Consider the following 13775-nt stretch of genomic DNA (forward strand, 5'->3'; position numbering starts at 1 on the left):
CCGATGTTCAGCCCCGAAGGCCCCCGGCTGCGCGAACTCGCCGTCCAGGCACTGTCGTCCGTGGAACACGGCTACGACCTCCTCGCGCCGAAGTTCGACCACACCCCCTTCCGCACGCCCGACCCGCTGCTGCGCGCCACCGCCTCCGCGCTCCGCCGGACCGGGCCCTACGCCAAGGGCCTCGACCTGTGCTGCGGGACCGGCGCCGGCGTGGACGTGCTCACCGGGCTGTGCCGCGAGAGCGTCACCGCGGTGGACTTCAGCGCCGGCATGCTGGACGTGGCGCGGCGCAGCGCCCGGCCGGGCGGGCCGCCGGTGGGCTGGGTGCGGGCGGACGCACGGGCCCTGCCGTTCGGGCCGGTCTTCGACCTCGTGGTGAGCTTCGGCGCCCTCGGCCACTTCCTGCCGCGCGAGGTGCCCGGGCTGTTCGCGCAGGTCCATGCGGTGCTGCGGCCCGGCGGCCGGTTCGCCCTGCCCGTGGTCGCGCCGCCCCGGCCCGGCACCGTCGGGCACGCCGTGCTGCTCGGGTTCGACACGGTGATGCGGGTGCGCAACGCCCTGTGGCGTCCGCCGTTCGTCATGTACTACCGGGCGCTGCGCTTCGGCGACCTCGTGGGCGGACTGGAGGGGGCGGGGTTCCGGGTGGAGTTCCAGCCGCTGCCCGGGTTCGGCCGGCGGCGCGACGGCAGCCCGCGGGTCCGTCTGGTCGTCGGGGTGCGCCCGGAGGCGTGACGGCCGCACCTCCGCGAGGGCCGGCCACCGGCACCCCGCGGAGGCGGCCGGCGGGGGAGAGGGACGTGCGTCCGTCCCGGGGCCCTCACACGGCGGCCGGCAGGGTGAACTCGTAGACCAGCGCGTCCTGCTGGGTGTCCACGACCAGCTCGGTGATCTCCAGGGGCCGGGCGTACTGGTCGTGCACGCGCCGGGTGACCCGCACCGACGGCGTGCCGGCGATCCGGGCGATGGTGTCGCGGTGGTGCAGTGTCAGGCCGGCGCGGCGCAGCCAGTCGTAGGCGCGCCGCAGCTCCGCGGCGGCAGTGCCGTCGGCGCGGCCGCGGTAGCGGGCCAGTTCGGGGACCTCCGCCAGCGCCGTCGCGGAAAACGATGTCACGGCGGTCCGCTGCTCGCCCCCGTCCGCCGACGCCGACCAGTAGCGGTGTACCAGGGTCGGCCGGGCCGGCGCCAGGTCCAGGGCCTCGGCGTGACCGGGCGGCGGATGCTCCCAGGCGATGGTCGCCCGGGTCACCGCGCCCCGCCCGGCACACCGGGAGCCGACCGGGAAGGTGAGGGAGGCGGGGGTCTCCACCGGCAGGCCGGGCAGCGTGGCATGGCTGCCCCGCCGGTCGGTGGCGACCAGTCCGTCACGGCGCAGCACCTCCAGCGCCTGCCGTACCGTCTCCCGGCTGACGCCGAAGTGACCGGCCAGCTGCCGCTCGCCCGGCAGCCGCTCACCGGGCGGGATGGTCCCGGCGTGCAGCTCGCCGAGCAGCTCCGCGGCGATCCGCCGGTACAGGGGTTCGTCCTCGGCCGGCGGGGGGTCCTGCGGGGTGGTGCGGGTCATGCCGCGCCTCCTGGATGGTCACGTTCCGTATGCGCTCGGGCTCGGTGCGCCACCACATCTACCATTGGTCTAAACCAGCAGGGAAGAGCGATCCTCTACTTCGGCCGAAACCGGACCGGGTGCCGGCCCCCTCACAGCGCGCCGTAGACCGCGTCGATCAAGGCCGTCTTGCGCGGGTCGTCGGCGATATGAGGCCCCATCCGGTTCATCACGTAGCCCATCGACACCCCCGCCTCCGGGTCGGCCAGTCCGAAGGAGCCGCCGAAGCCGTCGTGTCCGAAAGCCCTCGGGTTGGGGCCGTACGAGCCGTTCGGCCCGCTGAGCCACAGACCGAGCCCGATCTCGGTCTCGTGCGCGAAGCCCGCGCCGAGCACCAGGTCCCGGCAGCTGCCCTGCCCCTCGCGCACCCGCTCCGCGGCCGAGGGGGACAGCAGCCCGCGGCCCCCGGGCGTCCCGCCTCCCGTGAGGAGGCCGTACAGCTCGGCGACGGCCCGGGCGGTGCCGTGTCCGTTGGCGGCCGGTATCTCGGCCGCCCGCCACGCGGCGGTGTTGGCGGCGGACGCGCCCGCCGCCGGATTGGCCAGCGCGGCGATCGCGGCGGGCTCCGACGGCAGCGCCGCCGCGGACCCGCCCCCGGCCGGCCGGGCCGGCGCCTGCACCAGCTCGGCGATCCGGCCGGCGTCCCGCTCAGGGCGGCCGATGGTGAAGTCGATCCCCCGCGGGCCGGTCACCTCCCGCTCCAGGAACGCGCCGGGCCGCAGTCCCGACACCCGCCGCACGACCTCGCCGACCAGGTGGCCGTAGGTCAGCGCGTGGTAGCCGGACCGGGTGCCGGGCTCCCACCAGGGCTCGGTCGCGGCCAGCCGCCGCGTGGTCAGCTCCCAGTCGTAGAGCTGCTCCAGGGTGTGCGGCTCGCGCAGCCCGGCCAGCCCGGCCCGGTGCGAGAGCAGATGACGGACCAGGACCTTCTCCTTGCCCGCCGCCGCGAACCCCGGCCAGTACGCGGCCACCGGGGCGTCCAGGTCGAGCAGCCCCCGGTCGGCGAGCAGGTGCGCGGCGAGCGCCACCGGACCCTTCGTCGTGGACCACACGTTGACCACGGTGTCCCGCTCCCAGGGCCGTGTCCGGGCGGCGTCCGCCCACCCGCCCCACAGGTCCACCACCGTGCTGCCGTCCACCATCACGGCCACGGCGGCGCCCAGCTCCTGACGCTCGCGGACGTTCTCCTCGAACGCCGCACGCACCGTCGCGAACCGCGGCTCGCAGTGACCGTGAACCAGTACGTCGTGCTCGGACATGGGCCCTCCGTCGGCCGTCGGGAAGACCGGACCGCGATGGCGCGGCCCGGGCGGCCTAGAACGTACCGACTGGTCGGACCGGACGGAAGGCCCCGTCCCGACGGGCGGGACGGTCTGCGTCCCGGGGGCCCGCAAGCCCAACCCTGACACGGCCTGCCCGACGGTGCCTCAGACGTGCGAGCGCATCCAGCGCAGCTGGACCGCCTCGTGGAACGGGCCGCCGCCCTCGTGGTCGTTGAAGTCGTACACCTCGATCGACTTGTCGTCGTGCGCCCAGGAGTTGAACGCCGCGAACACCGTCGACGGCGGGCAGGTCTGGTCCTCCAGCGCCACGGAGAACAGCGCCGGAGCCCGGCCGCGGGCCGCGAAGTGCACCCCGTCGAAGTACGACAGGGTGCGCAGGGCGTCGGCGGTCCGCCCGGGCCGCGACTTCAGGAACAGGCCGATCTCCCGGTACGGGGGCCGGTCGGTGAGCGTCACGGCCCGCGGGAAGTCGCACAGGAACGGCACGTCCGGCGCCACACCCGCCAGGTCCGGCACCAGACCGCCCACCGCGATCGCCAGGCCGCCGCCCTGACTGGCCCCGGCCACCACGGTGCGCGCCGCGTCGGCCAGCGGATGCGAACGAGCGGCCTCCACCGCGCGCACGGCGTCCGTGAACACCCGGCGGTAGTAGTAGTTCTCCGGCGCGTCGAGACCGCGGGTCATGAACCCGGGGTGCGACGGCCCGCTGCCCACCGGGTCGGCGGTGACCTCCCCGGGCCCCCAGCCGCTGCCCTGGCCCCGGGTGTCCATCACGAAGTGCGCCCGGCCGGCGGACGCCCACAGCAGGTGCTCGTGGGGCAGCCCGCGGCCCCCTCCGTAGCCGATGAACTGCACCACCAGCGGCAGCGGCCCCGTGGCCCCGGCGGGCACCGTCAGCCACCCCTTGACCGGGTGACCGCCGAACCCGGCGAACGTCACGTCGAACACCCGCACCGTGGACAGCTCCGTGTCGACCGGCTCGAAGCGCGCGTCCAGATCGTGCGCGCGGGCCTCCGCGAGCGTCTTCGCCCAGAACGCATCGAAGTCCTCGGGCTCGGTGCCGGACCCGCGGTACTCGCGCAGTCCGTCGAGGGGAAGGTCGAACAGGGCCATCAACAACCGCCTTCGTCAGCAGAGTACGCGCAACGATCACACGGTACGGGCGCCGTCCGAGCCCGTACCAGAGCCCGCCCGGCCGTCCCGTCAGACGCCACGGCGGGTCCACTCGGGCCCGGTACGGTCCCAGTCCCGCTCCCACTCGGCCAGCCGCCGGCGCATCGCCACCGACCGCACCGCGCCGTGCGCGAGCAGCACCGCGGCCACCGTGCCGCCCGCGGCACAGCCGCCCACGCCCGCCGTGTGCTGCCAGACCGAGGCGACATCCACCGGCGGCGGCACGTTCCGCCCCCGCGCGTCGAACCACACGTGCACCCGGTCGCCCGGCCGCGCGGTGGCCGGCACCCGGGCGACGGCCTCGCGCATCCCCTCGTCCGGGTCCGCCCAGCGCACCGTCGCGCGGTAGGCGTGCCCGCGTTCCTGCACCGTGGGCCGCGCGCCCGTGGCACGCCCGGTGATCTCCACGGCCACCCGGTGCCGTTCCGCGCGCTGCTCCGCCGCCGCGGTCCTCGCCTCGCCGTACGCCCACCAGGCCGCGGCGGCGCCCACCAGCGGGCCGCCCACGGCCACCAGCACGGCGACGGCCAGTGCCGTCCACGCCTCGACGGCGTCCGACCGGCGCCGCAGCGGACTGCCCCGCAGCAGCCGGCCCCTCACCATCGGGGTTCGCATCCTCGCCGTCTCCCTCACCGTCGTCGCAGCCGCCGGGCCGGACGGCGGGCGCGCGGCCCGCGCCGCGACCCCCGTGGCACGGGCCGCGCACGCGCCGCCGGCCCTGCGACGGGAGTGCCCGCGACCACCGCGGCGAAACGGCGGGATCCCGCGCACGGGCCGCAGCGTCACGGGCGGCGGCCGGGGCGTCAGCCGAAGCGCTCGATCCGGATCCGGTCCACGGGCTGACCGGCCGCCACGAGCAGCCTGGAGGCGTGCTCCGCGAAGGAGTTGGACCCGCACACGTACGCCTCCCACCCGCCGGGCGGGCACCGGTCGAAGAATGGCGCCAGATGACCGGCCGTCATGCGTCCCACCGGCACGCCCGGCGGGGCGCTCCGGGTGAACACGCGCGTGGTCTCCGCGCCGTACTCGCGGGCGTAGATCAGCTCCTCGGGGCTGCGCGCCGACACCAGCAGGCGCAGCGGCACGGACAGGCCCCGGGCCCGGTGGTGCCGCACCATCGACATCAGCGGCACCACCCCCGACCCGGCTCCCAGCAGCAGCGCGGGCCGGTCGCCGGGCCAGGCGAAGAAGCCGCTGAGCGGGCCGCGCACGTCCACCCGGTCACCGGGCCGGGCCACGGTGTGGAACCAGCCGGACACCTCGCCGTCCGCCACCCGGTCGAGGGTCAGCTCGAAGTGGCCGGGGTCGTCGGGTGCGGACGCGATCGAGTAGTGCCGTTGGGCGACGTAGCCGTCGGGGGCGGTCAGCCGCACCATCAGGTGCTGGCCCGGCACGTGGGGCGACCAGTCCGGCACCGCGAAGCGGAAGGTCGCCGCGCGGGGGGTCTCCCGGCGGATCTCGGTCAGGGTGGCCGTCCGCCACCGGGAGGCGGTCCGCTCGCTCACGGCGATGCGTCCGGGCACGGCGAACCGCGTCGGCGGCAGGAAGCGCTCCGGGGCGGTCCCCGGGATCTCGGTCTCAGTCACCGGAGTACCGCTGCTCCTCCCAGGGGTTGCCGCGCGGGTGGTAGCCGTTGCCCTCCCAGAAGCCCGGCTCCTCGTGGTCGAGGACCCGCAGGCCCGCGACCCACTTGACGCTCTTCCAGAAGTACAGGTGCGGCACCACCAGCCGGGCCGGGCCGCCGTGTTCGGGTGTGAGCGGTTCGCCGTGGTGGTCCCAGACGATCCAGGCCCGCCCGCCGCGCACGTCGGCCAGCGGCAGGGAGGCGGTGTATCCGGTGTGCGCGTACGCCACCACGTGGGACGCGGACTCCAGCGGCCGGACCACGTCCAGGAAGGCGTCCAGGGACACGCCCCCGAACCGCACGCCGAACTTCGACCAGCCCGTCACGCAGTGGATGTCCCCCTCGTACGACGAGGCCGGCAGGGCGTGCGCCTGCTCCCAGTCCCAGGTGCGCTCCTCCGCCACCAGGCCGTCGACGCGGAACGTCCAGTCGGCGGGCGACAGGTCGGGCGTGACCTCGGCGGACAGCACCGGCCAGGTGTCGCGTGCGTCGTACTGGCCGGGCGGCAGCTCCGGGCCGGCCGTGCGGGGGCGGCCGGTGAAGTCTCGGGTGATGTTCACGTGATCGGTGATTCCGTTGCGGGTGCGGGGTGGTTCCGGTTCCCACGGTACGGGGTGCCGGAGATCGCCGCGGCGGTGCGGGGGCCGTGCGGCGTCCGGTACTGTTGCCGTCCGGCCGCGGACGGACGCGGCCCCTCAGGGCTGGGGAGGTGGGAGAGATCACCGCTCTGTCAGGACGGGAGCTCCCGCCTCGAAGCGACGCGGATCACCGCCCGTAGGTGACCCGCGGGAGCGCCCCTCGGCTCTCGAAAGGGCTTCACCGCCATGCCGCCCCAGCCACCCGCGCGCCCTCCGTCCCCCTCCACCGGCCCGCCCTCCGCACCCGCGCCGGGACCACCGGCCACCGATCCTGCCCCGGCGCCCCCGGTCACCGCCGCGGTCTCCGCCTGCGCCGTCCCCCCGTCCGAGGGCCCTCCGCCGTCCCCGCCCCTGTCGCGGGACGCCGTGGCGGGCGTGCTCCGGGCCGCCGGCTGCGTCTTCGCCGAGGACGAGGCGGACCTGATCCTCGCCGCCGCGCGCGACGCGCGGGAGGCCGCCGGGCTGGTCGAGCGCCGGGCCCGCGGTCTGCCCCTCGAACAGGTCGTCGGCTGGGCCGGCTTCCGCGGCCGTCGCATCGGCGTCGCGCCCGGGGTCTTCGTGCCGCGCCGGCGCACCGAGTTCCTGGTGGCCGAGGCCCTCGCGCAGGCTCCGGACGCGGCCGTCGTGGTGGACCTGTGCTGCGGCTCGGGAGCCGTCGGCGCGGCCCTGGCCGCCGAACTGGACGGCGTCGAAGTGCACGCCGCCGACATCGATCCGGCCGCCGTCCGGTGCGCCCGCCGCAACCTCGCGGAGGTCGGCGGCCGGGTCCACACCGGCGACCTGTTCGAGGCGCTCCCGGCCCGGCTGCGGGGCCGGGTCGACGTGCTGGCGGCCAACGTGCCCTACGTGCCCACCGGCGAGATCGGCCTGCTGCCGACGGAGGCCCGCGACCACGAGCCGCGGGTCGCGCTCGACGGCGGCGCCGACGGCCTGGAGGTGCTGCGCCGGGTGGCCGCCGGCGCCCCGGACTGGCTGGCGCCCGGCGGCTGTCTGCTGGTCGAGACGAGCCGGCGGCAGGCGCCCGCGGCGGTCCGCGCCTTCACCACGGCCGGACTGCGGACCCGGTCGGCGGTGTCCGAGGAGGAAGACGCCCACGTGGTGGTCGGGGTCGCGCCCCGGCCGCCGAGCCCGGGCCGCCCGGCCCACGGCTCCCCGGCGGGGACGGTCACTCGGGGGTCGTCGCCCGGGCGATGAGCAGGGCCACGTCGTCGAAGTTGTCCGGCTCGTGCAGGGTGCGCAGGAGCAGGTCGCAGAGCTCCTCCAGGGGTTGGTCGGGGCAGTCGAGCAGGGTGAGGAGCCGGCCCAGCCGCTCGTCCAGCGGATGCCGCCGGGTCTCCACCAGACCGTCGGTGTAGAACACCAGCCGGTCGCCCGGCTCCAGGTCGACGACGGTGGTGGAGAAGGCCACCCCGCCCACGCCGAGCGGCACCCCCGTCGGCAGGTCGAGCAGCTCCGGCACGCACCCGGACCGGACCCGCACCGGCGGCAGGTGCCCGGCGTTGGCGATCACGCACTGCCGCTGCCCGGGATCGTGGACGGCGTACACACACGTGGCGATGGCCTGGTCGAGGTCGCCGGAGATGCGGTCCAGGTGGTCCAGCAGCACCGCCGGGTCGAGGTTGAGGGAGGCCAGGGTGTTCGTCGCGGTGCGCAGCCGGCCCATGGTGGCGGCGGCGGGGATGCCGCTGCCCATCACGTCCCCGACCACCAGGGCGGTCCGGTCGCCGGCCAGCGGGATCACGTCGAACCAGTCGCCGCCCACCTCGCTGGTGGCGCCCGCCGGCTGGTAACGCGAGGCGAGCTCCAGCCCTCCGGTGCGGGGCGGGAGGCTGGGCAGCAGACTCCGTTGGAGGGTGAGCGCGGTGGCCCGGGCGTTCTGGTACCAGCGGGCGTTGTCGATCTGCACGGCCGCCCGGGACGCCAGTTCCCGGGCCAGCAGCAGGTCGTCGTCGTCGAACGGCAGCGGGTTGCGGCTGCGCTTGAGGTCCAGCGCGCCCAGCACCTCGCCGCGCGCGATCAGCGGCACCGCGAGGTACGAGTGCACGCCCGCCCGGCTCAGCAGTTCGGCGGCCTCCGGGGAGCGGGCGATGCGGGGCAGGTCGTCGTCCTTGACCACCGGCACCATGACCGGCCGGGCGGTGCGCACGCACTCCGTGACCAGCCGGTCCGGCGCGTAGCGGGCCAGCCCGCCGGGCGGGTCGGCCGCCCGCAGCGCGTCCGGGACCTTGTCGCCCTGGACGGCCAGCGCCCGGATCACCGCGGGCTCGCCCGGGCTCAGGGTGCTGCGACGGCCCCGGACCACCGAGTCCAGCAGGTCCACCGCGGCCACGTCGGCGAGTTCCGGTACCGCCACGGCGGCCAGCTCGCGCGCCGTGCGGTCCAGGTCCAGGGTGGTGCCGATGCGGGCGGACGCGTCGGCGATGAGGGCGAGCCGGCGCCGGGCGGTTTCGGCCTCGACGCTCGCCCGGTACTGCTCGGTGACGTCCACCACGGACATCGCCACGCCCAGCACCGTGCCGAGCGCGTTCTCCAGCCGGTACAGCGAGACCGTCCAGGCGTGGTCCTCGTCCGGATCGGCCGGTGTGCGGCCGACGGCGGACCGGTCGACCACCGGCTGCCCGGTGTCCAGCACCCGGCGGGCGGCGTTCTCGATGGCGTCGGCGTCCAGCTGCGGCAGCACCTCCGGCACCGTGCGGCCCAGGTGTTGCGCGGCCGGGATGCCGTTGATCTGCTCCAGCGCGGGATTGACGGAGACGTAGCGCAGCCGCGTGTCCAGCACGGCCAGCCCGATGGGGGACTGGGCCACGATCCGGGTGGACAGCGCGACGTCCTGTTCCATCCGCCGCACCGTCGACTGGTCGACCGCGAGACCGAGGGCGAAGACCTCCCCCTGGTCGTCGAGCAGCCGCATGTTGCGGAACTCCACGAGCCGGGTGCCGCCGTCCTTGCGCCGGATGGGGAACGCCCCGGCCCAGCTCTGTCCGGTGCGCATCACGTCGGCGAACAGCTCGACGACCAGGTCCAGGTGCTTCTCGTGCACCATGATCCGGGCGGCGAACTGGCCCAGCGCCTCCTGGACGGTGTACCCGAACAGTTCCTCGGCCTGGGGACTCCACAGGACCACGCGTCCCTCGGCGTCCAGCACCACCGAGGCCACGCCCAGCACGTCGAGCAGCCCGCTGGGACGCACCGGCCCGCGCTCCGGGCCGCCGTCCCCTGCCAGGGGTGCCCCGGCTGCACTCATCCCACGCCCGCCTTCGCCGCTCGGGCCGGCACCTCCGCGCGGTACCGGCTTCCCTTGTTCTACCGCGCGCGGGGGCGATTTTCCGCCGCTCCTGCCGTCCCGGTTCCAGCTTCTCCCTTTCCGGTGCGGCGGTCACCCCGGCGCGACGCGCATGTGCGTACCGGGTTGCGGGTACCCGCGATGCCCTCGTTCCGTCAGTCGTACCCGGCTCCGGCGACCTGCGGGTAGTGCCCGGGCGGGGCCGGTGCTTTGCTGGGGGAGGGGCGGGGCACGGCGGGGGTCACGAGAGGAGCGATCCCGATGAGCAGTGAGCGACCGCACCCGGAGTCCGTCTCGGTCGAGATCAGCGGATGCAGCAAGCACGACGCCCGGATCGTGTTCGACACGCTGTGCGCGTGCTTCACGTCGGACCGGTGCGCCGAGGACGTCCCCGAGGAGTTCCACGAGACCCGGCCCACGGTGTGGCTGGGCACGTTCGACGTCGCCGACCCGCACGAGGGCGCAGCCGCGCCGGTCAGGCTGTCGTCGTCCGTGGACGCCGACGTGCACGGCGGCTACTGGGCCATCGACCGGTTCCGCAGCACGCTGGGCGACCTGTTCACCGTGCACGACCTGACCACGGTCTCGGGCGACCAGGAGAGGGAACTGCACGTGCGTCTCGAGAGCCGCTGACGCGCACCGGGCCCCCGGGGGAGCGCCCTCGGGGGTCCGCTGTGCCCTCCGTCACCTTTATGCAACTAGTTGCACAAGGTGCCGCGCGTCCTCTACAACAGAGGCACCACACCGCGCACGGAGGGCCCGATGAGCCGTTACCCACACCTGCTGACCCCCCTCGACCTGGGCTTCACCACCCTGCCCAACCGGGTCCTCATGGGCTCCATGCACGTGGGCCTGGAGGAGGCCGAGGGCGGCTTCGCCCGCATGGCCGAGTTCTACGCGACCCGCGCGCGCGGCGGGGTCGGCCTCATCGTCACCGGCGGCATCGCGCCCAACGACGAGGGACGCCCCTACGAGGGCGGCGCCAGGATCACCACCGACGCGGAGGCCGAGCAGCACCGGGTCGTCACCGACGCGGTGCACGAGGCGGGCGGCCGCATCGCCCTGCAGATCCTGCACTTCGGCCGCTACGCCTACCACCAGGACCTCGTCGCCCCGAGCCCCCTCCAGGCGCCGATCAGCCCCTACCCGCCCCGCGAGCTGAGCGACGCGGACGTCGAGCGCACCATCGACGACTACGCGCGCGCCGCCCGCCTCGCCCGCCAGGCCGGCTACGACGGCGTCGAGATCATGGGCTCCGAGGGCTACCTGATCAACGAGTTCATCGCCCGGCAGACCAACCACCGCACCGACCGCTGGGGCGGCTCCTACGAGAACCGGATGCGCTTCCCCGTCGAGATCGTCCGCCGGGTGCGCGAGGCGGTCGGCGAGGACTTCATCGTCATCTACCGGCTCTCCATGCTCGACCTGGTCCCCGGCGGCTCCACCCTGGACGAGGTGATCACCCTGGCCAGGGCCGTCGAGGAGGCCGGGGCCACGATCATCAACACCGGCATCGGCTGGCACGAGGCGCGCATCCCCACCATCGCCACCTCCGTGCCCCGGGGCGCCTACACCTGGGTCACCAAGCGGCTGATGGGCGAGGTGTCCGTCCCGCTCGTCACCACCAACCGCATCAACACCCCCGAACTCGCCGAGCAGCTGCTCGCCGAGGGCCACGCCGACATGGTGTCGATGGCCCGGCCGATGCTCGCCGACCCCGACTTCGTCGCCAAGGCCGCCGAGGGCAGGCCCGAGGCGATCAACACCTGCATCGGCTGCAACCAGGCCTGCCTCGACCACACCTTCAGCGGGCAGATCACCTCCTGCCTGGTCAACCCGAGGGCCTGCCACGAGACGGAGCTGGTGCTCTCGCCGACCCGGCGCCGCAAGCGCGTCGCGGTCGTCGGCGCCGGCCCGGCCGGCCTCGCCTGCGCGGTCAGCGCGGCCGAACGCGGCCACGACGTCACCCTGTTCGACGCCGCGAGCGAGATCGGCGGGCAGCTCAACGTGGCCCGCAAGGTCCCCGGCAAGCAGGAGTTCGACGAGACCCTGCGCTACTTCCGCACCCGGCTCGCGGAACTGGCCGTCGACGTCCGCCTCGACACCTGGGTCACCGCCGACGACGTCGCCGGACACGACGAGGTCGTCGTCGCCACCGGTGTCGTGCCGCGCGTCCCCGACATCCCCGGCGTCGACCACCCCCGCGTCCTCGGCTACCTCGACGTCCTCAGGGACGGCGCCCCCGTCGGCGACCGGGTCGCCGTCCTCGGCGCGGGCGGCATCGGCTTCGACGTCGCCGCCTACCTCACCGACAGCGGGGAGAAGGCCCACGAGGACCCCGGGACCTACTTCCGGCACTGGGGCGTCGACCTCGACTACACCGCCCCCGGCGGCCTCGGCACGCCCGACCGGCCCGCGACGCCGCGCACCGTGCACCTGCTCCAGCGCAAGACCACCAAGGTCGGTGCGGGCCTCGGCAAGACCACCGGCTGGATCCACCGCACCGAACTGCGGCACCGCGGCGTCACCATGGTCCCCGGAGTGGTCTACGACCGGATCGACGACGCCGGACTGCACGTCACCGTCGACGGCGAGAGCACCGTCCTGGAGGTCGACACCGTGGTCCTGTGCACCGGCCAGGAGCCCCGCCGGGACCTCCACGAGGAGCTGGTCGCCGCCGGGCGCCCGGTCCACCTCATCGGCGGCGCCGACGTGGCCGCCGAACTGGACGCCAAGCGCGCCATCAAGCAGGGCACCGAACTCGCCGCCTCCCTCTAGGCACGGGTGCGGACCGTGCCGGGCCCGGGGGAGCCGGTACGGTCCGCACCACCGGCCGTCGGGGCCCCGTCCCTAGGATGAGCCCATGTCACTCCCGCACGCGATCCTCACCGCCCTGCTCGAGAAGCCGTCGTCGGGGCTGGAGCTGACGCGCCGGTTCGACAAGTCGATCGGCTACTTCTGGTCCGCGACGCATCAGCAGATCTACCGCGAGCTGGGCCGGCTGGAGGGCGAGGGCCTCATCAGGGCCCTGCCGGCGCAGCAGCCGGCCCGCGGGCAGAAGAAGTCCTACGAGGTCCTGCCCGCGGGACGCGCGGAACTGGCCCGCTGGACCGCCGCGTCCCAGGATCCCAAGCCGCACCGGGACGCCATGCTGCTGCGCCTGCGGGCGGCCGCCGTGGTCGGCACGGAGGGCATCGAGGACGACCTGCGGCGCCATCTGGAGCTGCACCGGCGGCAGTTGGCGGAGTACCAGGAGATCCAGCGGCGGGACTTCCCGCCCGGCCGGGACGATCCCGAGGACCGCCTGCGGCACCTGGTGCTCCGCGCGGGCATCGACCTGGAGACGTTCTGGACCGGCTGGCTCGAGCACGCGCTCACCGAGCTCGCCGGGCTGCCGGACCCGGAGGACCGGCCTGCGCCGTGGGCCACGGACCGGCCGGACCCCGGCGGGCCGCACACGGGGTGAGTACCCGGGGCCGGACGCGGCCGCACACGGGGGAGTACCCGCGGCCGGACCGCGGGGACCCGGCAACCCCGGTGCGGGGGTGGGGACATCGACGCCGGCCGCCGGACCGGAGCGCGTCGGACGTGGAGGCGGCCGGCGCCGGCTCAGAGGCGGTGCGGCCGGCTGCGGCGGCGCAGGAACCAGGCGGTGCCGAGGAGACCGGTACCGACCAGCGCGCCGCCCGCGACCAGGGTCACCGTGCCGTAGTCCGTCGAACCGCCGCCGACCCCGCCCATGACACCGCGCGACGGGGAGGCCGAGGGGGTCACCCGGCTCGGGCTGGGCGCGGGCGAGACGATGACGGACTGGGTGCCCGCGGTGCTGCCGTTGGAGCACATCACGATCACCGTGTAGGTGCCGGGTGTGACGTTCGACCAGGCGGCGGACTGCGTCGAGGCGTTGCCCGACAGGGCCACCTGACGGCCCTGGGCGAAGCTGGTCTGGCTGCTGTTGAGCAGCGAGGCCGCGCCCCAGTTGCCGTTGATCTGGGTGCACGCGGAGGTGGTGACCGAGACGGTGGAGCCGGTGGTGCTCACCGAGATGCCGGAATCGGCGGCGGCCGGGGAGGCCAGCGCGAGGGTGAGCGCGGCGGCGGCTGCCGCGGTCGGGCCGGAGCGGAACAGGGACATGGAGTAGCGCATCGTGGACTGCCTTCCGGCGGCACGGTTG

The 13775-nt window shown here is 75.1% G+C and carries 13 protein-coding genes; 5 read left to right on the forward strand and 8 right to left on the reverse strand.

Annotation, left to right across the window (positions count from 1 at the left end; genetic code table 11):
* Nucleotides 1–3: 3 nt before the first annotated feature.
* On the forward strand, nucleotides 4–732 hold the full coding sequence (locus ACIRPP_RS01500; RefSeq protein ID WP_403636951.1) for a class I SAM-dependent methyltransferase: 729 nt from the start codon (nucleotides 4–6) through the stop codon (nucleotides 730–732).
* An 85-nt stretch (nucleotides 733–817) separates the two neighbouring features.
* Here the strand turns inward: ACIRPP_RS01500 and ACIRPP_RS01505 are convergent, their stop codons facing one another.
* The 6 genes from ACIRPP_RS01505 to ACIRPP_RS01530 all read right to left on the reverse strand — a co-directional run bounded on the left by ACIRPP_RS01505 (nucleotide 818) and on the right by ACIRPP_RS01530 (nucleotide 6240).
* Entirely contained in the window at nucleotides 818–1561 is a 744-nt protein-coding gene (locus ACIRPP_RS01505; RefSeq protein ID WP_403636953.1) for a GntR family transcriptional regulator, read from the reverse strand.
* A gap of 131 nt (nucleotides 1562–1692) precedes the next feature.
* Nucleotides 1693–2859: a serine hydrolase domain-containing protein gene (locus ACIRPP_RS01510; RefSeq protein ID WP_403636954.1), complete on the reverse strand. Its 1167-nt coding sequence runs from the start codon at nucleotides 2857–2859 to the stop codon at nucleotides 1693–1695.
* Between the two features lie 168 nt (nucleotides 2860–3027).
* Entirely contained in the window at nucleotides 3028–3996 is a 969-nt protein-coding gene (locus ACIRPP_RS01515; RefSeq protein WP_403636956.1) for an acetylxylan esterase, read from the reverse strand.
* Between the two features lie 90 nt (nucleotides 3997–4086).
* Nucleotides 4087–4671 carry a hypothetical protein gene (locus ACIRPP_RS01520; RefSeq protein ID WP_403636958.1) on the reverse strand — a complete coding sequence of 195 codons (585 nt, stop codon included), beginning with the start codon at nucleotides 4669–4671 and terminating at the stop codon, nucleotides 4087–4089.
* A gap of 188 nt (nucleotides 4672–4859) precedes the next feature.
* Nucleotides 4860–5579, reverse strand: coding sequence for a ferredoxin reductase (locus ACIRPP_RS01525; protein ID WP_403637565.1), 720 nt, complete (start codon nucleotides 5577–5579; stop codon nucleotides 4860–4862).
* 55 nt (nucleotides 5580–5634) lie between these two features.
* Nucleotides 5635–6240: a sulfite oxidase-like oxidoreductase gene (locus tag ACIRPP_RS01530; RefSeq protein WP_403636960.1), complete on the reverse strand. Its 606-nt coding sequence runs from the start codon at nucleotides 6238–6240 to the stop codon at nucleotides 5635–5637.
* A gap of 444 nt (nucleotides 6241–6684) precedes the next feature.
* Here ACIRPP_RS01530 and ACIRPP_RS01535 point away from each other — a divergent pair, with 444 nt between their 5' ends.
* The gene (locus ACIRPP_RS01535; protein ID WP_403636961.1) at nucleotides 6685–7512 is read left to right on the forward strand and encodes a putative protein N(5)-glutamine methyltransferase; all 828 of its coding nucleotides are present in this window, start codon (nucleotides 6685–6687) and stop codon (nucleotides 7510–7512) included.
* Here ACIRPP_RS01535 and ACIRPP_RS01540 read toward each other — a convergent pair.
* A complete protein-coding gene (locus ACIRPP_RS01540; protein ID WP_403636963.1) occupies nucleotides 7484–9562 on the reverse strand; it encodes a SpoIIE family protein phosphatase in 2079 nt (692 codons plus the stop codon). The genes ACIRPP_RS01535 and ACIRPP_RS01540 overlap by 29 nt on opposite strands.
* A gap of 300 nt (nucleotides 9563–9862) precedes the next feature.
* Between ACIRPP_RS01540 and ACIRPP_RS01545 the strand changes: the two genes are divergently transcribed.
* The 3 genes from ACIRPP_RS01545 (at nucleotide 9863) to ACIRPP_RS01555 (ending at nucleotide 13067) form a co-directional block, all read left to right on the forward strand.
* On the forward strand, nucleotides 9863–10234 hold the full coding sequence (locus ACIRPP_RS01545) for a hypothetical protein (RefSeq protein WP_403636965.1): 372 nt from the start codon (nucleotides 9863–9865) through the stop codon (nucleotides 10232–10234).
* A gap of 129 nt (nucleotides 10235–10363) precedes the next feature.
* Nucleotides 10364–12379: an FAD-dependent oxidoreductase gene (locus ACIRPP_RS01550; RefSeq protein ID WP_403636967.1), complete on the forward strand. Its 2016-nt coding sequence runs from the start codon at nucleotides 10364–10366 to the stop codon at nucleotides 12377–12379.
* Between the two features lie 85 nt (nucleotides 12380–12464).
* A complete protein-coding gene (locus tag ACIRPP_RS01555; protein ID WP_403636968.1) occupies nucleotides 12465–13067 on the forward strand; it encodes a PadR family transcriptional regulator in 603 nt (200 codons plus the stop codon).
* Between the two features lie 143 nt (nucleotides 13068–13210).
* Here the strand turns inward: ACIRPP_RS01555 and ACIRPP_RS01560 are convergent, their stop codons facing one another.
* Entirely contained in the window at nucleotides 13211–13747 is a 537-nt protein-coding gene (locus ACIRPP_RS01560) for a hypothetical protein (protein WP_403636969.1), read from the reverse strand.
* Between the last annotated feature and the right edge of the window lie 28 nt (nucleotides 13748–13775).

The sequence above is a fragment of the Streptomyces sp. NPDC101219 genome (assembly GCF_044767675.1).
GTDB lineage: Bacteria > Actinomycetota > Actinomycetes > Streptomycetales > Streptomycetaceae > Streptomyces.

What these genes read in the sequence shown, in the direction of transcription:
- ACIRPP_RS01500 (WP_403636951.1), top strand. Translation starts at nt 4, where the DNA reads ATGTTCAGCCCCGAAGGCCCCCGGCTGCGCGAACTCGCCGTCCAGGCA.
- ACIRPP_RS01505 (WP_403636953.1), bottom strand. Translation starts at nt 1,561, where the DNA reads ATGACCCGCACCACCCCGCAGGACCCCCCGCCGGCCGAGGACGAACCC.
- ACIRPP_RS01510 (WP_403636954.1), bottom strand. Translation starts at nt 2,859, where the DNA reads ATGTCCGAGCACGACGTACTGGTTCACGGTCACTGCGAGCCGCGGTTC.
- ACIRPP_RS01515 (WP_403636956.1), bottom strand. Translation starts at nt 3,996, where the DNA reads ATGGCCCTGTTCGACCTTCCCCTCGACGGACTGCGCGAGTACCGCGGG.
- ACIRPP_RS01520 (WP_403636958.1), bottom strand. Translation starts at nt 4,671, where the DNA reads ATGCGAACCCCGATGGTGAGGGGCCGGCTGCTGCGGGGCAGTCCGCTG.
- ACIRPP_RS01540 (WP_403636963.1), bottom strand. Translation starts at nt 9,562, where the DNA reads ATGAGTGCAGCCGGGGCACCCCTGGCAGGGGACGGCGGCCCGGAGCGC.
- ACIRPP_RS01545 (WP_403636965.1), top strand. Translation starts at nt 9,863, where the DNA reads ATGAGCAGTGAGCGACCGCACCCGGAGTCCGTCTCGGTCGAGATCAGC.
- ACIRPP_RS01550 (WP_403636967.1), top strand. Translation starts at nt 10,364, where the DNA reads ATGAGCCGTTACCCACACCTGCTGACCCCCCTCGACCTGGGCTTCACC.
- ACIRPP_RS01555 (WP_403636968.1), top strand. Translation starts at nt 12,465, where the DNA reads ATGTCACTCCCGCACGCGATCCTCACCGCCCTGCTCGAGAAGCCGTCG.
- ACIRPP_RS01560 (WP_403636969.1), bottom strand. Translation starts at nt 13,747, where the DNA reads ATGCGCTACTCCATGTCCCTGTTCCGCTCCGGCCCGACCGCGGCAGCC.